Here is a 20,799-nt window from a genome sequence, read left to right as displayed (position 1 = left end):
AGAAAATTCAGACATAAAAAAATCAGCCGCAACTTAGGTTGCGGCTGATTATGAAGCCCTTGAAAGATCGTTCAACTATTTAAAACGATCTGTATTAACTCTATGGTCGCGTTTTTTGCTTTTATGTTTTGCGTTTTATGGTTAGGGCAGTTTATCGAACACCACCTCGAGATCTTTGCCGCTAAGCAGTTCGACAAATTCTTCACTCATCGCTTTACTCGTCTCGTTACTAAAAGTGCCGAGCGGAATTAAACCATCGGCGTAGCCAAAGTCCCTATAGAACAGGGCTAAATTACCCCAAGGGGCGTAATAGGTGATATCACCGCGTTTAGCGCTGGTGCCTTTTGGGGCCTGTGCTTTGGTGAGCTTTTGCTCGAGCATGGCGATTTTTTCGGTATTAGCATAGTCCTTAAGCGTGAGTCTTAAGGGTAAGCGGGCGTAGAAATCCTTTGCCGTTGGATTATCGAGGAGGGTAAATCGATATGATCTGCCGTTTGCGGTCACACTAATGTTCATCGAAATCTCTTTAGGTTGAGTCATGGCGTTTTTAGCTTGCTTTGATTTAACTTGATTTGGTGAAGAGTCGTTAAGCTTGATTCAGGGCTTGTCATACTAGGCAGGGGAGACACTCTCTAGCCATGTGACCACCTTACCCGCGTTGGCTTCTTGTATGGCGATATGCGTCATGGGTGTGCTGCCCGTCGCGCCATGCCAATGTTTGACATTCGCAGGGATCTGCACCACATCCCCTGGCTGGATTTCAAGGCGTGTTTGACCTTCTTGCTGTACCCAGCCCATTCCTGAGGTGACGATTAAGGTTTGCCCTACTGGATGAGTATGCCAATGGGTGCGACTGCCCGGCTCAAAGGTGACTAAGGCGCCAGATGCGCGACCTTCGCCCTTGGCCTGAAACAAAGGCTCAACGCGCACTCGGCCGGTAAAATAGTCTTCGAGCCCCGTCGCAGGGAGCTGAGTGCCATTGCGGGCAATACTAATTTGCTCAAAGGCAATCGCTGTTTTAGGCATTATCTCTGATACAGGCACTGATGCTGGCACTGGCTCTGTTGCCTGAACGCCAAGCGTTAACAATAGCAGGGAGCCTAATCCAAAATGCATGGGTTTCATCGATTTTCTCCTTTATTCAATCGCTAATAAATCACTTACTCGGCCCCTTATTCTTGCCACTTGCGGACGCGCAGGGTAGTTCATTCGTCGGTAATGCTTGCCTAATTCTCCAATTGTTAGGCATTTCGTATGCTAACGAGTTAGGTAGCGAGTAAGATAATTTCAAATGGCCGATTGCCTACTGCTACTGATAAAAACGGGTGAAAACTGATGAGTGAGATGCAAATGATGGATTGTTTTTCCCAAGTGCTTGCTGACAATGTGGCCAAAAGAACCCTTGGCGTCGAATGGGCATCATCTGAGGTCGAGGGGCTCGAGTTTTATCGGCAGAATGCGCCCACCTCCCATTCAGTCTGTATTGTCGAGCCAAGTATTGCGGTTGTGGTGCAAGGCGCGAAGAGCATGACCTTGGGGGAGCAGGTATTTATCTACGATCCGAGTCGATTTTTAATCACGTCTTTAGAGTTACCCGCCACCATGCAAGTGTTAGAGGCCAGTGCTGAAAAACCTTACCTCGGTGTCGTGCTAAAACTCGATTTGGCGGTGATGAGTGACTTAATGTTGCAAACGCCCTTAGCGAGGCAAAAGGATACAGTTACTGACCAAGGCATGATTTTAGGCCATTCCACCCCAAGCTTGCTGAATGCTTTCAGCCGTTTAGTCGCCTTACTCGATGAGCCTGAGTCGATTCCTGTGCTTGCGCCTCTGATTAAAAGAGAGATTTTTTGGCGAGTGCTTATCAGTGAGCAGGGCGCGCGCTTAAGGCAAATAGTCTCGGCGGGCAGCCACGGTTTACGTATCGCGCATGCTATCGAGTGGCTGAAGGTGAATTTTGCCCAGCATTTTAGCATTGATGATTTAGCCGATATGGCACGAATGAGTAAGTCGACCTTTCACCATCACTTTCGCCAACTGACCTCGATGAGTCCTCTGCAATATCAAAAACGGTTACGCTTGATGGAGGCTCGCCGATTGATGTTAAGCGAGAGCATAGATGCTGCCGCAGCCGCCTATCGTGTAGGCTATGAGAGTCCATCGCAATTTTCCCGGGAATACTCGCGTCTGTTTGGCAATTCACCCAAACGAGATGTCGATATCCATTGGTTATCATCGACCGGCCTGAGTGTGTAAGTTATTCGTAACAAACCAAATCGTTTAAATGATTTATTATGTGCGCAGCCTCATGGTAGGCTTACCTACTCAAGAGACTGCTTAAGTGGCGAGAGCCGCAGACTGGATTCGATGTCAGTCCATCCAATAGATCAAGGTAAAACAACCCCATGACCCAAGCCAAATTTGTTGAAGGTTCGATTCTTCGTCATATCCTCGTGATGAGTTCGACCGCCGCCGTGGGGATTTCTGCCTTATTTGTGGTCGATTTGCTCGATATTTTCTTCTTAAGTTTACTTGGTGAACATGAGTTGGCCGCGGCGGTGGGCTATGCGGGCAGTATTTCGTTTTTTACCACTTCTATCGGTATCGGCCTGTCGATTGCCCTCGGCGCGTTAGTTTCCCGCTCGATTGGCGCAAAGGATGTGGAGCTGGCTAAGCGTCTATTGCTCAATAGTGCGGCGGTGACCACCTTAATCAGCCTTTTCGTGAGTGTGGTGGTGACCTGCTTTATCCCCGAATTAGTGACTTTGGTGGGGGCGCGCGGCCATACCGCGGAACTTGCCGAGAGTTATTTGTACATTTTGGTGCCTTCTTTACCCTTTATTTGCCTTGCGATGGCCCTTGGCGGTGCGCTGCGTGCCGTTGGGGATGCCAAGCTGTCGATGATGTCGACCTTAGCGGGCGGCGGTGTTAATGCGGTACTGGATCCGATTTTTATTTTTCTGTTTGCCATGGGGATTGAAGGCGCGGCACTGGCGTCGGTGCTTGCCCGTATCGCGGTCTTTATCATTGCAGGGCGCGGCGTAGTGGTCAAACATCAACTGCTGGGTAAGTTTAACTTCAGCTATTTTGTTGCCGATCTCAAACCGATTTTCGCCATTGCCGGGCCTGCCATGCTGACGAATATCGCTACACCTATTGGTAACGCGTTTGTGACCCGCGCCATTGCCGATTTTGGTGATGCCTATGTTGCCGGTTGGGCGGTGCTTGGCAGGTTAATCCCAGTCACCTTTGGGATGATTTTTGCGTTATCCGGTGCCATTGGGCCGATTGTTGGACAAAACTTTGGGGCGGGCAGATTCGACCGGGTGCGTGAGAGTTTAACCAAGGCGATTCAATTTTGTACCTTGTATGTGGTGGTGATGTCGCTATTGCTGTTCTTGCTCAAATCGCAGGTGGTGAGCCTGTTCGATATGAAAGGCGATAGCGCGGCGCTTATCGAGTTTTTCTGTAGCTATATCGCGGTGTTTTTTACTTTCTCCGGCATTTTATTTGTGGCCAATGCTTCGTTTAATAATCTAGGCAAAGCTAAATATTCCACTCTGTTCAACGTGGGTAAAGCGACGTTAGGTACTGTGCCATTTGTGTATTTCGGCGCGCAGTGGGGCGGGGTATACGGTGTGTTAATCGGCCAAGTATTAGGCTCGATTCTTTTTGGGATCATGGGCGTGTGGGTGGCCTACCGCTTAGTCGATAAGGTCGCACTGGCAAGCTGCGCGAGCGCAGCACAGCCTGTCGTGAGCGATACCGAAGAGGCGCAGAATAAGTGCCAGCAGCTACTCGCGGGAGATGAGGAAGAAATTGCCAATTGTGTTGGCCAAAATCTGCCCTCATCTACGAGTCCGTTTTCATCCTCCCATGTGCAAATGGGCCAATTGACCGAAGAGCAGGAATGCGAGGCGGCCGCTAACGCAGTGGATTTTGATAAAGCAAAACCGAATACGCCGTAGCGCCTTAGATAACCATCCTGGTAATTTAAAGAGATAAAAATTGATAAAACATAAAGGCCACTTTTCAGTGGCCTTTATGTTTGGCATATTCGCATTAGCGCGAGAGCGTTTTATGCGAGTGCGAGCATCATGAGAGTCACGACACAAAGAGGCTTAACTTGCCGCCTTATCTTCCGCGCTAGAAGCGTCGACACCTGCAATGTCTTCTGCCGCTTCAGGGAATAGAGTTTCTAGGGCTACGGCTTCTGGCGTTTCGGCTTCAAGACGTGCGCGCTCCGCTTTAGAAATATAACGCGGCTTTGCACCTACCTTGGGCTTCTCGATTTTGTTCTGTTTGGCTTTTTCGCGCTTAGCCATCTTCTTAACGATCTTTTGCTTCTTGTTCATAACATCTCTAATTCGGTTTTTGCCTATGCAGGCTGAGTCCAGTGGCTCAATTAAAGCTGGATTCTAACTGAATATTGCCAATCTCTCCATGTTTTGCTGTTAAGGCGCAGTCGAAGTTGTATCTAGAGCGAGATCAAGGCTGTGCTAGAATATGGCGTTTTTTACGGCTAATGCACTTTATTTATGTCAAGATTAGCGCGAATTACCTATTTAACATATTGATAGTCATCAATTTGTAATACTTTAAAAAAGCAATGGGCGGAGGTCATTTGTTAACTAAGATCACTTTCTTTGAGCGTTTCGAGCAGGATATTTTATCAGGGGCTAAGACCATTACCTTAAGGGATGAAGCCGAGTCCCATGTATTTGCCGGGCAAATTTTACCGGTATCGACCTTCGAAGCTGACCGTTGGTTTTGTGATATCAAGGTGATTGAGGTTGTGCCTGTATTGTTTTCGGCGCTGACAGAGCAACATGCTGCCCAGGAGAATATGACGCTGCCTGAGCTGCGCCGAGTGATCCAAGAGATTTATCCTGGCCTTGAGCAGCTATTTCAAATTCGCTTTTGTGTTGTGAATACAAGGGCGCACTCTATTAATTAACTCAATTGACTAAGTCCATTGATTTAGTCGATTGATTTAGCCCATTGATTTAGTCTACTGATTAACCCAATTGGTTAACGCTATTGACTAAGTGCTGCTTAAAAAATAGGCTGGCTTGTTTTGATGCAAGCCAGCCTATTATCTTTCAAGTGGAATGCGAACTTATATCGCAGACATCAATTAACTAACCGTCCAAGGTAGAAGTTTTTGGGCTATGCGGTTTGATTCACCCAGTCGCACCGCGGCGCGATAACGCATTCTGTAGAGCAGTTGGTAACACAAGGGCACCAAATACAGACTTGTCACCGTTGAGAACGACAAACCGCCGATAATCGCGATGGCCATTGGCGAGTACGGTGGGCCACCGCCGCCGATTTGTGTATCGCCCATTGCCAGTGGCACTAGGCCTAGTACGGTTGTTCCCACTGTCATCAGTACCGGGCGCAGACGGGTAATACAGACTTCGCGTATGGTGTCCGATAGCTTATCGAGATCCGGTGTCATCTGGTTGATTTGGTCGACCAATACGATGCCGTTATTCACCACAATCCCCATTAAAATCAAGATCCCTATCATAGCCATGACTGATATTGGCGTGCCTGTGAGCAGCAATGCCCAAAAGACGCCAGTGATCGAGAACAGAATCGAGGTGATAATTGCCGTCGGTAATAGCAAGGATTCAAACAGCGCCGCCATTACGATGTAAATCATGGCGATAGCAAGCAGCATATTAATGGCCATCACGCTCTGATCTTCATCCTGACGCTCAAACCCACCGCGCAACGAATAGTTATAACCATTCGGGAAGCGCACATTTTCCATCACCTGTTTGATCTTCGTTTGGGCTTCCTCTGTGGTGAGGTTATCTAAGTTCGCCCCAATAGAAAGCGAGGTTTGGCGATTGTAGTGCTTGATGGTATCGAATCTAGGTTGGATCTCGGTACTGGCAAGGTTATCAAGGGTATACAGACGTTGGTCGATACGCACGATCGGCAGTTGTTTTAGCTTCTCGAGGGATTTTTGCCATTCCTTCTCATAGGCCATTTCGATACGCAGTTCCCCATTGGGATCGTGCCTAAATGAGCGTAGCGGTGAGCCGCGCAGGGCCATTGAGATGCTAGAAGCCACTTCGTTGAGTTTTAAATCCAGTCGTGCCGCCATCTGACGATTTATGCGGATCACTACTTCCTGCTGTGCGCCGTTCACTTCGGAGCGCACATCCACTAGACCCTTAATATTGGAGAGTAAGGGTAATACTTGCTCACTCAAATGGATAAGTTCAGAGGTGGAACGACCAGTCAGTGTGACGCGAACGCCCGAGTTATCATTGCCCCAGCCGAATTGGGGTTTGGCGATGGAGTACTTAGGAAAGCCATTGCGAATTTTTTGCTTTAATTCATCCAGTGGTATTGGCAAGTCTTTTTTCAGCAAAATCACGGATGAAGCGTCGTCTGGCGCATAGTAGCTATACACTGAGTCGATATGGAATTCCTCTTTATTATTATAAAGATACTCTTCCATTTGGCTCACCATTGCCTCGGTCACATTAAGATTATGCCTACCTTCCACTTGGTAGTTGACGTAAATGCGCTCCTTACTTTGGCTGTCCTCCTGATCCTGTTTAACCATTAACAGCGGCAGGGCGGTGGATACTAAAATCGCCACCGAAATCAGGCCTGAACGCCAAGGACGCAGCAGCACCCAGTTGAGGCTACGATTGTAGAAGTTTTGTAACTTACCTGGCGCTTTCTCTGGCGTGATATCGAAGTGGAACTTAGTCAACATCAATGGAATTAATGTTTTAGCCACTAACAGCGAGGCCGCCAGCGAAATACAAATCGCAATCGCCACATGCTCAAGGAAAATAGTTAGTTGGACTTTTACGCCAAAAATATTGGGTAAAAATACGATAGCTGTGGTCATAGTGCCCGCAAGTACGGCAAGACTGACCTTATCGACCCCTACCATCACTGCGTTTTCACTGTCTTGAGCGTTCTGTATTGTTTGGCCTTGCTTTTCCTGTAGCACACTTTCTGTCACCACGACCGCATTATCGATAAGCATACCGACCGCCAATAACAACCCCATCATCGACAAAATGTTTAAGCTGTAACCCAGTAGATACATGGCGGCCAGTGTCATACCAATCGAAATCGGTACTGATGACACTACAATCATGGTCATCTTGAAATTTCTCAGGAATAAATACAGCACGATAAAAGACAGCAAGGCGCCGATTAATCCCGACAGCAGCAGATCCGAGAGGGAAGATTTTACGCCAGAGGCTTGATCTTCCATGATAAACAAGCGAATACCTTGGAATTGTTGATCTTGCTTGGCAAACTCAATCACCTTTAATACCCGGTCAGACACTTCCACTAAGTTGGCGCCGGATTCTTTAAACACATCCAGACCCACGGCGTAATGCTTATCTAAATGACGGCCTTCGGTCCGCTCAGGTAGCGCAAATTGCACATCAGCAACGTCACCCAAGGTCAGTCCTGGCAATAGCACTAGGGCTTTAATGTCTTCTAGATTGCGAAACTCGCCCTTAGGAGACACCTGATAAACCAGATTACTTTCCCGCAAAGTGCCAGCACTCAACACAAAGTTTTCGCGGCTAAGACGTGTCTGTAACTCGGTTGCCGAATAGCCACTGGCGGCGAGGCGGTTGGCATTAATACGCACTTCAATCTGCTTTTGCTCAACGCCATAGAGGCTCACCTTAGAGACGCCTTCGACGCGCTCCAATGGCCGCTTTAATTGCTTATCGAGCAAATCGAATGCGCCAGAGAGTTCGCGGTCGCTTGAAATACGTATGGTCAATACCGGCATATCGGCCGTAGAAAATTGGCGGATAAACACCCGCTCAACATCCTTGGGCAATAAATGCCGCACCGCATCGATTTTTTCCCGCGCTTCTAAGCTTTTAGTTGCGACGTTCTCACCCCATTTCATATTGATTTCGATTTCCGAACCCTCTTGGGAGGATTCGGATTCCAGCTCATCAATACCGCCCATAGTGGCGAGTGACTCTTCGAGCACCTTAGTGATATCGCGCTCAACTTCCGCAGGGGTTGAGCCTTTGTAAGGTACTTGCACCACAATTTGTGGAATATCGATGCCGGGGAACATTTCGAGCGGCAATAGGCGACTAGAAGCCAAACCAAACAGCAAGATAGCAAAGAAAAACATGCTGGTGGTGACTGGGCGTTTTATCGCTAAACGGGTGAGGTTCATAGGCGAGCCTCCGCAGTTTCTGCCGTGTTGTCTTGCTCTGTGGCGGTATGCGTAAACTCTTTACGGTCAAACAGGGCATAGAGCACAGGAATCACAATCAGGGTTAATAGGGTTGAGAGGCTCAGACCAAAGATCACGGTAATCGCCATCGGTGCGCGAACCTCTGAGCCATCGCCTAAACCTAAGGCCATAGGCAGTAAACCTAATGTGGTGGTTAGGGTGGTCATCATAATCGGGCGCAGACGGGATTTGGCCGCGACCTTAATGGCCTCAAGCTTGTCCACGCCTTCGGTGCGCAGCTGATTAATCCTATCGACGAGTACGATGGCGTTGTTAACCACAATCCCCGCGAGCATGATAAGGCCGATAAACACCACCACACTCAAATGGGTTTGGGTGATATAGAGCCCCAGCACGCTACCTGCCAGCGCCATCGGCACAGCGAATAAGATCAGCAGCGGATGCAGCAGCGATTCGAACTGACTCGCCATCACTAAGTACACCAGGAAAACTGCCAGGATTAATGCAATCTTCAGTGATTGGAATGAATGCTCCATTTCCTCATTTTGCCCACCAAAGCGCGCTTGAACCGAGGCGGGCAACACTTGTGCCGACAAAATTTGCTGCGCTTCGGCTACTGCGTCACTTAAGTCGCCATAGGCAAGGTTGGCCGATACTAAGGCCACACGTTGTTGGCTGATGCGGTTAATTGCCGATGGGCCTAGTTGCAATGACACTTCGGCCACTGCGCTCAGGGCTATGGGTTGGGAGCTATCAGGGTTGATGATTAAAGTATCAATATCACTGATTTGATCCCGCTCATCCAGTTCACTCCGAACGAGTATATCAATCTTGCGGTCACGAACTGTGTATTGGCTGGCGACCGTGCCACCGACGCGCTGGGCGATGCGATTGGCGACCGTGGGTGCATCCATACCTAAGGCGGCTAAGCGAGCATGGTCGAAGCGAATGCTGAGTTCTGGTTGACCATCACGCAGGCTAGTATTCACATCAGCGAATCGCTCGGAGGCGGAAAGCGCCTTAACCAGATTATCGGCACTGCGTTTGAGCAAGTGTAAATCGTAACCTGTTAGCTCAATCTCCAATGGGGTTTTAAAGCTGAAGAGTTCAGGTTGCTCGATTTTGGCTTCCAGCTCAGGGATGCGGCGTGCGGTGTCTCGCAGCACTTGCGTTACTTGGTGATAAGCCGTGTGATCGTTCAGAACGACCTGTAAACGCCCCCAGTTTTCGCCGCCACGGGCGGTATCAGAGGTCATTAGGCCGCCGCTGCCCGCTTGGCTGTAGGCATGTTTGACTTCCGGCCTGTCTTTAATCGACATCGCGAGTTGTTGCAGCACTTTATCGGTTTCACCGACCGCCGTGCCAGGAGGCAGCAGGATCTCCACATAAAACTCCCCTTGATTCATCGGTGGGATGAGTTCCATGCCAAGACGGGGGAGCAGGCTGATACAGGCGCCTGTGATCCCAATGGTCAGCAACAAGGTGGCGACTTGTTTACGTAGCGCCATCGCCAGCAGTTTGTGATAAACCGACTCGATAGCGTGGTAAACAAAGTTAAAACCACTGCTTAGTGGGCGCATCACTAACCCGAGTAGCCAAGAGAAGAAGCGGCCAATGACTAACGCTAAAGTCAGCAATGCACTCGGTAAGTAGCTAAAGAGCAACACAATCGGGAAGGAAAATACCGTCGCGCTATAGTGTTTTAACTTACCTAGCTTAGTAGTCGGTTTCTCCTTCGGGGTTTTCTTGATGAGTTCTGGCAGTGCTGTAAAGCCTTCGCGGGAGGCTAGCATTGGAATCGAAGTTAAAGCCACTAGGAGTGATGCGAGCAGGGCAAAGGTCACTGTGAGGGCTTGATCCGAGAACAGGGCACCGGCAATTCCATCGACAAAAACCAAGGGGACAAACACCGCGAGTGTGGTTAGGGTGGAGGCGAAAATCGCGCCCGCCACTTCTTTGGTCCCAGTCACTGCCGCATCTAACTTGCTCATGCCTTCGCTGCGGCAGCGGTCGATGTTCTCCAGTACCACAATGGCGTTGTCAACCAAGAGCCCAATGGCGAGCGCAATACCGCCTAATGACATGATGTTCAAGCTGATATCGGCAAAGTACATCATGTTAAAGGTGGCAATCACCGAGAAGGGGATCGAGATAGAGATAATCAGCGTCGGGATAATATTGCGCAGGAACAGGTAAATCACCAGCATAGACAAAATACTGCCCATCAACGCGGACGAGGTGACTTCGCTAACGGCACTCTCAATAAACTCGGACTGATCGTAAATCACTTCCAGTTTGTTTTGCTTAGGATCTTGGTTGATTTTGACTAGCTCATCGCGCAGCTTTTTAGCCACCGCGACCGTGTTGGCATCACCTTCCTTATAGATAGCCAGTTCAATCGACTCTTGGCTGCCGATACGAGTGATGTCGCTGCGCTCTTTAAAGGCATCGGTAATGCTGGCGACTTCAAATAGACGTACTAAGTTCTGTGCGTCGCGATAGACGATCACTTGTCCCAGTTCTTCCAATGAATTGAATTGGTTAAGGGTACGCACTAGATATTCGCGGTCGCCTTGGATCACTTTACCCGCAGATAAGTTGATGTTTTCCTCGTTGATGCGGCGTTTAATGTCATCGGCATTCAAATTGAGCTGGGATAACTTTTCCTGATTGAGCTGAATATGCACTTCCTGCTCTAAACCACCGGATAAACGCACCGCGGCCACACCAGAGAGGGCTTCTAAACGTCGTTTAAGCTCTTCCTCGGCGTAGGTGCGCATCTGCTTGAGTTCAGCCTCAGACGCATTAGGCACCGATAGCGCGAGACGCATGATAGGGTCAAGATTGGGGTTAAAGCGCAGCAATAATGGCTTTTTAACATCCAGTGGTAGGGCGATAGTGTCGAGTTTTTCACGCACATCGAGGCTCGCCATATCCATAGTGGTGCCCCATTCAAACTCGAGCACCACATCGGACATGCCAGAGCGGGAGATTGAGCTTATCTTACGTAAGCCTTTCACCACGCCGACGGCTTCTTCAATGGGTTTTGAGACCAGTTGTTCTACTTCAACGGGCGCCGCACCATCGTACATGGTTCGAATGGTTAAGGTGGGGTAGCTTAAATCGGGTAGGAGTTTTACCGCTAAGCGCGAAAACCCCACCATACCGAATAACATAATGGCCAGCATGAACATCCATACCGTGACTGGCCGTTTAACTGAGGTGCTGATGATTGACATGAAAGACTCCTATCAGTTCTTCGCTGAGGCCAAATCGAGTGGGGTAATGACTTCAACTAAGGATTGGTCTTTCAAATTTTGCTGACCACGGGTCACGACTTGCTCGCCGGGTTTGATACCGGAGACGACTTCCACCGAGTCACCTTCGCGGTAGCCGATTTCGACTTCGCGGCGGCTCGCGTTGCTGCCGTCAATCACATACAGGGCTTGCTTGTTGTCTTGGTTGATCAGGGCACTGTAGGGCACAGTGATCACATTCTCATGGGTGTCATACTTCAATTCGACCCGTGTGAACATCCCAGCTTTTAAATGCGCATTTTGATTGGGTACGGCCAAGGTGACTTTAAAGGTGCCGCTCTGTGGGTCGACCACAGGGCTGATGCGCAGTACTTTCGCGTGGATGGCATTTTTGCTCTGTTGATTGCTAAAGACTTGCGCTTCTTGGCCTAAACGTAGGCTAGTTAATTGCTGCTCAGGTAAATGGACAATCCCGTGCAGCTCGTCTTGATTGACAATATAGAATAAGTCACCAAATTCCTTAGCCATGTTGCCCGCTTTGACATAACGCTTAGCAACAATTCCGTCGATGGGCGAAACCACATGGCTTTCTTTGACTTGTAACTCAGCAAGATCCCGTCTTGCAATGGCGGCTTGCAGGTTGTATTCGAGCTTTGCCATAGAGTCGGCACTGATAAACTCCTTATTGGTCATCTTCTTCAAGCGGTTTAACTCTTGCTCGATGATTTTCACTTCGGCTTCGGAGCGGTCAAGATCGTATTGCTGACGTTTGGCATCGATAACCGCGAGGATTTGGCCTTTTTGCACCCGGTCGCCTTCTTCGACATTAATGGCTTCGATAAGGCCAGCGATGCGGCTGACTACATTAGCTTCCTGTGGGGCTTCGAGGGTGGCGGTAGTGCTATAAAACGAAGACACATTACCCTGCATCACGGTAGTGGTTTCGACGGGAATGGCATATTGTTCTTCTTTTTTAGCCACTTCCTCTTCGCCGCATGCTGCTAACATTGACACTAACAGCACGGGTAGGGCGAACTTAGCAATTGTTGACTTTTCCATAAGAGTATTACCTGTTGTCATTTTTGTGATGCCATCTGAAAGCAGAAAACATGCCAAAGTTAAAAATACATTAATTTCAGTAGATTAACTTAAATTTGTCAGATTGTAGATTAGGCAAACTTACTAAATGTAGCTAAAAAGTTTAAAAAGTGATGAGAAATGCTAAATAAGCTGAAGCGAGGTCATTCGGGATTGTGTTGCAGGGAGTGATAAGAAAAGCGAAGGGCGAGTATGAAAATCCCAATAAAAAAGCGCCCAAAGGGCGCTTTTAATCGATAAATGCCGATTAGCGTTTATCTTGGCTAACGAAGTCACGTGCAGTCTCGCCAGTATAAAGCTGACGTGGACGGCTGATCTTGTGACCTGGTTGATCCAACATTTCTTTCCAGTGAGCAATCCAACCCACAGTACGTGCTAATGCGAACAGTACGGTGAACATGCTAGTTGGAATACCAATGGCTTTCATGATGATGCCAGAGTAGAAGTCGACGTTTGGATAGAGTTTCTTCGAAATGAAGTACTCATCTTCCAGCGCGATACGCTCAAGTTCCATGGCCACATCTAATAATGGATCTTGTACCTTCAGCTCTTTTAACACTTCGTGACAGGTTTCACGCATCACTTTGGCACGTGGGTCAAAGTTTTTGTAAACACGGTGTCCGAAGCCCATTAGACGGAATGGGTCGTTCTTGTCTTTCGCACGGGCGATGAATTCAGGAATACGGTCTACTGAACCGATTTCTTCTAACATTTGTAGACAAGCTTCGTTCGCGCCGCCGTGTGCAGGGCCCCATAGAGAAGCAATACCCGCAGCGATACACGCGAATGGATTCGCGCCTGAAGAACCTGCTAAACGTACGGTTGACGTTGACGCGTTTTGTTCGTGGTCCGCATGTAGAATGAAGATACGATCCATAGCACGTTCAACGATTGGGTTTACTTTGTACTCTTCACACGGAACGGCAAACATCATACTTAAGAAGTTGCCTGCGTAGCTTAAGTCATTGCGTGGGTAAACGAATGGCTGGCCAGAAGAGTACTTGTAGCACATAGCGGCAATCGTTGGCATTTTGGAGACTAGGCGATACGCGGCGATTTCGCGGTGGCGAGGATCGTTGACATCGAGTGAGTCTTGATAAAATGCAGACAATGCACCAGTGACACCACACAACATCGCCATAGGATGAGCATCACGACGGAAACCTCTAAAGAAGAAGGCGAGTTGCTCATGAACCATAGTGTGGGTTTTTACTGTGTGTACAAATTCAGCATATTGCTCTTTCGTCGGCAGTTCACCGTAAAGCAGCAGGTAACACAGGTCTAAGTAATCTGAGTCAACGGCGAGTTGCTCGATTGGATAGCCGCGGTGTAACAATATACCTTGATCGCCATCGATATAGGTAATTGCAGATTCACAGGAGGCTGTCGCGAGAAAACCTGGATCAAAAGTGAAGTAACCCTTGCTGCCAAGTTTACTGATATCGATTACGTCAAAACCAGCGGATCCTTGCTTTACTGGCAATTCTATCGAGTCGTTCCCTGGTAATTCTAATTTGGCTTTTAAATCAGCCATACCCCGTTCTCCTTACTTCGTTCTTATCTGTGAGTGCGGCATGTCAAACCGCCATTACTTTACAGCCATTCTAGATCACATTTCAATTTAAATAAGCGTTTAAATTTGTTAGACCATGGTATAAAACGCTTTACTTTCCTTGCCACAACTGGCACTTAGGTGAAAATATCCTTAAAAAAACAAAATTTGCATTCTGTGATGTTTGTATTTGACATTTCCCGCGAGTATACTTGCCTCCGCCTAATAATGGCTGCAAACGATGATGTTAAAGCACCCTTTATTTACATGTTAAATAGGTGAGTGTTCAAATAGTTATCTGTTTGTTTAAACTTTGCTTTTGTGTTTACTTTTGCCTTGAATTACCCCTTGGTTTAAAGTTTGTACAAAAGCGGTTCACATAACAAAAAAAATGCTCAATGGAGCTGAGTGAGCAGAACGTGAAAAAGCAAAGACCTGTCCATTTAGATCTGCAGACCATTCGCTTTCCTGCAACAGCGATTGTGTCAATTCTTCACCGTGTATCCGGTGTCATCATGCTATTCGCTGTTGGCATTCTTATTTGGTTGCTAAAATCATCTTTAGCCTCCGCTGAAAGTTTCGCAGGCGTACAATCTCTGTTTGATAACTTCGTTGTGAAGTTCATCATGTGGGGCATTTTGACTGCACTGGCTTATCACTTATTCGGTGGCCTACGCCACTTAGTAATGGATACCGGTCGTTGGGAAGAGTTGGCTTCGGGCACCGCCTCAGCGAAAGCTGTATTTGTACTGACGGTAGCCTTTTCAATTTTAGCGGGGTTATGGGTATGGTAACCAATGCAGCAAGTTTTGGACGCAGTGGTGTTCATGACTTTATTCTACTACGCGCTAGTGCAGTAATCCTCGCCTGTTACACCATTTTCATGGTTGGCTTTATTGCATGTAGTTCCCCTCTCACCTATGACGTTTGGCACGGCCTGTTTAGTGCTCTGCCAATGAAAGTGTTTACCCTGCTTGCGCTGGTTGCACTGCTTGTTCACGCCTGGATTGGTGTATGGCAAGTGTTGACGGATTACGTCAAGTGCACTTCGTTACGCGGTGTTTTACAGTTCACCTTCGTCGTCACCGTCTTTTGTTATCTGGCGGCCGGCATTGTTATTGTGTGGGGTGTCTAAGTGAGTATTCCAGTACGTGAGTTTGATGCTGTAGTGATTGGTGCCGGCGGTGCCGGTATGCGTGCAGCATTACAGATTTCTAAAGAAGGTAAGAGCTGTGCGCTTTTATCTAAAGTATTCCCAACCCGTTCTCATACCGTATCTGCGCAGGGTGGTATCACAGTTGCGTTAGGTAACGCCCATGAAGACCATTGGGAACAACACATGTACGATACCGTAAAAGGTTCCGACTTTATCGGTGACCAAGACGCTATCGAATTCATGTGTCAAACCGGTCCAGAAGCCATTATTGAACTCGAGCACATGGGTTTACCATTCTCTCGTTTCGATAACGGTAAGATTTACCAACGTCCTTTCGGTGGTCAATCTAAAAACTTCGGTGGTGAGCAAGCGGCGCGTACCGCTGCTGCGGCAGACCGTACTGGTCACGCACTGCTTCACTGCTTATACCAACAGAACGTTAAACACAAAACTCAAGTGTTTTCTGAGTGGTATGCCCTCGATTTAGTAAAAAACCAAGACGGTGCCATCGTAGGTTGTACTGCGATTGAAATCGAAACGGGTGAAATCGTTTACTTCAAAGCCAAAGCCACTGTACTCGCTACTGGCGGTGCAGGCCGTATCTACGCCTCAACCACAAACGCACACATCAATACCGGTGACGGTGTTGGCATGGCGATGCGTGCTGGTGTTCAGATGCAAGATATGGAAATGTGGCAATTCCACCCAACCGGTATCGCTGGCGCGGGTGTACTTGTGACTGAAGGTTGTCGTGGTGAAGGTGGTTACCTGCTGAACAAAGACGGCGAGCGTTTCATGGAGCGTTATGCACCAAACGCGAAGGACTTAGCATCTCGTGACGTGGTAGCACGTTCTATGATGACTGAAATCCGTGAAGGCCGTGGTTTAGATGGTCCATTAGGCCCACACTGCTTACTGAAACTCGATCACTTAGGTAAAGAGACCTTAGAAGCCCGTCTACCAGGCGTTTGTGAACTCTCTCGTACCTTCGCGCATATTGATCCGGCCGATGGTCCAATCCCTGTTTTGCCAACCTGTCACTATATGATGGGTGGTTTGCCAACGAAGGTGAGCGGTCAAGTTATTCGTAAGAATGAAGATGGCAGCGAGCAAGATGTGGTTGGTTTATTCGCAGTAGGTGAGATTGCCTGTGTGTCTGTGCACGGTGCCAACCGCTTAGGCGGTAACTCTCTGCTCGACTTAGTGGTCTTTGGCCGCGCCGCGGGTCAACACTTAGGTAAAGCACTCGATGAGACTGCGGATCCAAAAGATGCGACCGATGCAGAAATCCAAGCGACATTAGCGCGCTTAAACCGCTGGGAAAACAACAAAACTGGCGAAGATCCTGCGCAAATTCGTAAAGATTTACAACTTTGCATGCAATTAAACTTCTCTGTATTCCGCCGTGGCGATGCAATGGCAGAAGGTTTAGAGCAGTTAAAAGCTATCCGTAAGCGTTTAGAAAATGCCAAGTTGTCTGATAACTCTCGTGAATTCAACACTCAACGTATTGAATGTTTAGAGTTAGATAACCTGATGGCGACGGCAATTGCCACCGCTTATGCCGCTAACTTCCGTACAGAGAGCCGTGGTGCTCACTCACGTGAAGACTATTTAGAGCGTGATGATGATAACTGGTTATGTCACACCCTGTTTGACCCTGTGACTGAAACCATGGACCGTCGTGCTGTGAACATGGCACCTAAGTTACGTGAAGCATTCCCGCCGAAGAAACGTACCTACTAGGAGTTGCAAAGATGAAATTGGAATTTGCAGTTTATCGCTACAATCCTGATGTAGATACAAAGCCTTACATGCAGGATTACAGCCTTGAAGTGGCTGATGGCACTGACATGATGGTGCTCGATGCACTGATCAAGTTAAAAGAGCTGGACCCAACCTTAGTGTTCCGTCGCTCATGCCGTGAAGGTGTTTGCGGTAGTGACGGTGTGAACATGAACGGTAAAAACGGTCTGGCTTGTATTACACCAATCTCTACCTTCAAAGGTAAGAAGTTGGAAATTCGTCCACTGCCAGGTATGCCAGTCGTACGTGACTTAGTGGTTGATTTAACTCAGTTCTACAAGCAGTACGAGAAGATCAAGCCATACCTCATCAACGATGAGAAGATGCCTGCCCGTGAACATTTACAGTCACCTGAACAACGTGCGCATTTAGATGGCCTGTACGAATGTATCATGTGTGCATGTTGTTCTACGGCTTGCCCATCGTTCTGGTGGAATCCTGATAAGTTTATCGGTCCTAGCGGTCTGCTACACGCTTACCGTTTCTTGATCGACAGCCGCGATACAGCAACAGAAGAACGTCTTTCTGAGCTGGACGACGCCTACAGCGTGTTCCGTTGCCACGGCATCATGAACTGCGTTGACGTTTGTCCAAAAGGACTTAATCCGACTAAAGCAATTGGTCACATTAAGTCAATGCTGCTTAAGCGAGCTGTGTAATGCGAGAACCCGAGCTTAAACCAATAATAATATAGCTCTCGAAGAGTCACTTTCTGGGTATAGAAGGTGGCTCTTTTGTGTATGTAATGGAAGACAACGCGCCGTGAAATCTGGATATCTAGGGGCGGCAAAATTTATGCGTCGCAGGTAAATGCTTGAGATTGCATATAAAAACTATGGCTAAGCACGTGTATAAAGTTTGAAAGGAATAGCAATGCACCAAGGCATCATGAAAGCCTGGCTCGAATCATCTCACTTAAGCGGTGCAAATTCGACCTACGTAGAAGAGATGTATGAAGCCTATCAAGAAGACCCACAGTCAGTTTCTGACGATTGGCGTGCGGTATTTGATAATCTCCCTCCGGTAAACGGTGCCTCTAAAGATGCGCCTGAAGCGGCTCACTCCAAAGTACGTGATTATTTTCGCAGTTTAGCGATGGAAGGACGTCATAAGAGCGCCGCTCGTGTGACCGATCCTGAGTTGGATGCTAAGCAAGTTAAAGTGCTACAGCTGATCAACGCCCACCGTTTCCGTGGTCACCAAGGGGCTAACCTCGACCCGTTAGAATTGTGGAAACGTGAACCTGTTGCCGATTTAGATCCCGCATTCCACGGTCTAACTAAAGAAGACATGGAACGTGAGTTCAACACTGGCTCGTTCGCCCACGGCGGCGAAACCATGAAGCTGGCTGACTTAGTCAAAGCGCTAAAAGCCACTTACTGTGGTTCGATTGGCGCCGAATACATGCACATTACCGATACTGATGAGAAGCGTTGGATCCAACAACGTCTCGAACCATCCTTAGGTAGAGCCAACTACGATAAAAGCGTTAAGACCCGCATTCTCGAAGGCCTAAATGCTGCTGAAGGCATTGAAAAATATTTAGGCGCTAAATTCCCTGGTGCAAAACGCTTCTCGTTAGAAGGCGGCGATGCGTTAGTCCCTATGATGCGCGAAATCATTTACCGCGCAGGTGAAGCGGGCACGAAAGAAATCGTCGTTGGTATGGCTCACCGTGGTCGTTTAAACGTACTGGTGAACGTATTAGGTAAGCGTCCCGCTGAACTGTTTGACGAGTTCGCTGGTAAGCACGCCGATACCCATGGTTCTGGCGACGTGAAATACCACCAAGGTTTTTCATCTGATTTCGAAACGCCGGGCGGCAATGTGCACTTAGCACTGGCCTTTAACCCATCACACCTTGAAATCGTTAACCCTGTGGTTATGGGCTCTGTACGTGCTCGTCAAGACCGCCGTGGTTGCAAAGACGGTTTACAGGTGATGCCAATCACGATCCACGGTGACTCTGCAATTGCTGGTCAAGGTATCGTGCAAGAGACATTCAATATGTCTCAAACCCGTGGCTTTAAAGTGGGCGGCAGCATCCGTATCGTGGTTAACAACCAAGTAGGTTTTACCACATCAAATCATCACGATGTGCGTTCAACTGAATACTGTACTGACATCGCTAAGATGGTTCAGGCACCGATTTTCCACGTGAACTCGGACGATCCAGAAGCCGTTGCCTTTGTTGCTCAGCTGGCTGTTGATTACCGTAACGAGTTTAAACGTGACGTGGTGATTGATTTAGTGTGTTACCGCCGTCATGGCCACAACGAAGCTGATGAGCCAAGTGCAACTCAGCCATTGATGTATGCCAAGATCAAGAAACACCCAACGCCACGTAAGATCTACGCTGATAAACTGATCGCTGAAAATACAATCGGCGCTGATGAAGTGACTAGCATGATTAACACCTACCGTGACGCCTTAGACCAAGGTGACTGTGTGGTGAAAGAATGGCGTCCAATGACACTGCACACAGTGGATTGGTCACCTTATATTGGTCGCGAGTGGGACGAAGCTTATGACGCCTCAACACCGCTATCACGCTTACAGAATTTAGCTGACAAGCTGAGCTACGTACCAGAAAGCCACCCATTACATTCACGTGTTGCTAAAATTTATAGTGACCGTGTTGCAATGGCAAAAGGCGAGAAGTTGCTCGACTGGGGCTTTGCTGAAACCTTAGCTTACGCGACGATTCTTGAAGACAAACAACGTGTTCGCATTACAGGTCAAGACTCTGGCCGTGGTACTTTCTTCCACCGTCACGCGGTTCTGCATAACCAAAACGATGCGACAACTTACTTGCCACTGCGCAACCTGTCTGAAGACCAAGGTCCAATCGACATTACTGACTCAGTATTGTCTGAAGCATCAGTATTAGCCTTCGAATACGGCTATGCGACAGCGGAACCAGGTGGTCTGGCGATTTGGGAAGCCCAATTCGGTGACTTCGCTAACTGTGCGCAAGTGGTTATCGACCAGTTCCTGTCGTCTGGTGAGCAGAAGTGGGGCCGTTTATGCGGTTTGACCATGCTGTTACCACACGGTTACGAAGGTCAAGGTCCAGAACACTCAAGTGCCCGTTTAGAGCGTTTCTTGCAGCTGTGTGCTAACCACAACATGCAAGTGTGTGTGCCATCAACGCCAGCACAGGTTTACCATATGCTGCGTCGCCAAGTGGTGCGCCCAATGCGTCGTCCACTGGTGGTGATGTCACCTAAGTCATTGCTACGTCACCCATTAGCGGTTTCTAGCATGGAAGAATTGGCTAATGGCACCTTCCAAAACGTGATCGGTGAAATCGATACGTTAGAAGCGAGCAAAGTCGATCGCGTCGTGTTCTGTAGCGGTAAGGTGTACTTCGAGCTACTGGAAAAACGCCGTAAAGAAAACATCAACAACATCGCAATAATCCGTGTCGAACAGTTATATCCGTTCCCACATGAAGAAATGGTTGCAGCCTTAGCTGACTACCAACATGTGACCGATTTTGTATGGTGTCAGGAAGAGCCGCAAAACCAGGGTGCTTGGTACTCTAGCCAACATCACTTCTGGGCTGCTATCCCTGCGGGTGCAAAACTGACCTATGCTGGCCGTGAAGCATCTGCTGCACCAGCCTGTGGTTACCCTGAGCTGCATGCTCACCAACAAGAATCTTTAGTGAACAGTGCCCTAAAGCTGTAATAGCTAAGACTGTAGTAAT

15 protein-coding genes are annotated in these 20,799 nt (G+C 48.2%); 8 read left to right on the top strand and 7 right to left on the bottom strand.

Translation table 11 applies throughout. The features are described 5' to 3' along the window. Positions 1-141: 141 nt before the first annotated feature. Together SHD_RS01230 and SHD_RS01225 are read right to left on the bottom strand one after the other, a co-directional pair. Positions 142-516, bottom strand: a complete 375-nt coding sequence (locus SHD_RS01230; RefSeq protein ID WP_052030944.1) for a cyclophilin-like fold protein — start codon at positions 514-516, stop codon at positions 142-144. Positions 517-612: 96 nt separating this feature from the next. Next, positions 613-1,125, bottom strand: coding sequence for a (R)-mandelonitrile lyase (locus tag SHD_RS01225; RefSeq protein ID WP_023265473.1), 513 nt, complete (start codon positions 1,123-1,125; stop codon positions 613-615). Positions 1,126-1,335: 210 nt separating this feature from the next. Between SHD_RS01225 and SHD_RS01220 the strand changes: the two genes are divergently transcribed. Next, positions 1,336-2,256: an AraC family transcriptional regulator gene (locus tag SHD_RS01220; protein ID WP_023265472.1), complete on the top strand. Its 921-nt coding sequence runs from the start codon at positions 1,336-1,338 to the stop codon at positions 2,254-2,256. Between the two features lie 149 nt (positions 2,257-2,405). Continuing rightward, complete coding sequence (locus SHD_RS01215; protein ID WP_023265471.1) at positions 2,406-3,968, top strand: MATE family efflux transporter; 1,563 nt, start codon at positions 2,406-2,408, stop codon at positions 3,966-3,968. Between the two features lie 153 nt (positions 3,969-4,121). Here the strand turns inward: SHD_RS01215 and SHD_RS01210 are convergent, their stop codons facing one another. Further along, positions 4,122-4,355 (bottom strand): DUF2986 domain-containing protein, encoded by a 234-nt coding sequence (locus SHD_RS01210; RefSeq protein ID WP_023265470.1) that lies wholly within the window; start codon positions 4,353-4,355, stop codon positions 4,122-4,124. 269 nt (positions 4,356-4,624) lie between these two features. Here SHD_RS01210 and yqfB point away from each other — a divergent pair, with 269 nt between their 5' ends. Next, positions 4,625-4,957: a N(4)-acetylcytidine aminohydrolase gene (gene yqfB, locus SHD_RS01205; RefSeq protein ID WP_235056918.1), complete on the top strand. Its 333-nt coding sequence runs from the start codon at positions 4,625-4,627 to the stop codon at positions 4,955-4,957. A gap of 180 nt (positions 4,958-5,137) precedes the next feature. Here yqfB and SHD_RS01200 read toward each other — a convergent pair whose 3' ends face one another. The 4 genes from SHD_RS01200 to SHD_RS01185 form a co-directional block, all read right to left on the bottom strand. After that, complete coding sequence (locus tag SHD_RS01200; RefSeq protein ID WP_023265468.1) at positions 5,138-8,197, bottom strand: efflux RND transporter permease subunit; 3,060 nt, start codon at positions 8,195-8,197, stop codon at positions 5,138-5,140. After that, positions 8,194-11,457, bottom strand: a complete 3,264-nt coding sequence (locus SHD_RS01195; protein ID WP_023265467.1) for an efflux RND transporter permease subunit — start codon at positions 11,455-11,457, stop codon at positions 8,194-8,196. The genes SHD_RS01200 and SHD_RS01195 overlap by 4 nt, the downstream gene beginning before the upstream one ends. Positions 11,458-11,469: 12 nt before the next feature. Beyond that, positions 11,470-12,534: an efflux RND transporter periplasmic adaptor subunit gene (locus SHD_RS01190; RefSeq protein ID WP_039977052.1), complete on the bottom strand. Its 1,065-nt coding sequence runs from the start codon at positions 12,532-12,534 to the stop codon at positions 11,470-11,472. Between the two features lie 286 nt (positions 12,535-12,820). After that, positions 12,821-14,107, bottom strand: a complete 1,287-nt coding sequence (locus SHD_RS01185) for a citrate synthase (RefSeq protein WP_011622409.1) — start codon at positions 14,105-14,107, stop codon at positions 12,821-12,823. 416 nt (positions 14,108-14,523) lie between these two features. Here SHD_RS01185 and sdhC point away from each other — a divergent pair, with 416 nt between their 5' ends. From sdhC to sucA, 5 genes are all read left to right on the top strand, one after another. Then, positions 14,524-14,919, top strand: a complete 396-nt coding sequence (gene sdhC, locus SHD_RS01180; RefSeq protein ID WP_023265465.1) for a succinate dehydrogenase cytochrome b556 subunit — start codon at positions 14,524-14,526, stop codon at positions 14,917-14,919. After that, positions 14,913-15,260 carry a succinate dehydrogenase, hydrophobic membrane anchor protein gene (gene sdhD / locus SHD_RS01175; protein ID WP_011622411.1) on the top strand — a complete coding sequence of 116 codons (348 nt, stop codon included), beginning with the start codon at positions 14,913-14,915 and terminating at the stop codon, positions 15,258-15,260. Before sdhC ends, sdhD begins: the two co-directional genes overlap by 7 nt. After that, on the top strand, positions 15,261-17,027 hold the full coding sequence (gene sdhA / locus SHD_RS01170; protein ID WP_023265464.1) for a succinate dehydrogenase flavoprotein subunit: 1,767 nt from the start codon (positions 15,261-15,263) through the stop codon (positions 17,025-17,027). A gap of 11 nt (positions 17,028-17,038) precedes the next feature. Continuing rightward, positions 17,039-17,746: a succinate dehydrogenase iron-sulfur subunit gene (locus tag SHD_RS01165; RefSeq protein ID WP_023265463.1), complete on the top strand. Its 708-nt coding sequence runs from the start codon at positions 17,039-17,041 to the stop codon at positions 17,744-17,746. 214 nt (positions 17,747-17,960) lie between these two features. Further along, positions 17,961-20,780 carry a 2-oxoglutarate dehydrogenase E1 component gene (gene sucA, locus SHD_RS01160; RefSeq protein ID WP_023265462.1) on the top strand — a complete coding sequence of 940 codons (2,820 nt, stop codon included), beginning with the start codon at positions 17,961-17,963 and terminating at the stop codon, positions 20,778-20,780. Positions 20,781-20,799: the final 19 nt, after the last annotated feature.

The sequence above is a fragment of the Shewanella decolorationis S12 genome (assembly GCF_000485795.1).
In the GTDB taxonomy this organism is placed as follows: Bacteria; Pseudomonadota; Gammaproteobacteria; order Enterobacterales; family Shewanellaceae; genus Shewanella; species Shewanella decolorationis.
Note: the sequence above shows the minus strand (reverse complement) of the source record. Positions and strands in the feature narration are given on the sequence as shown.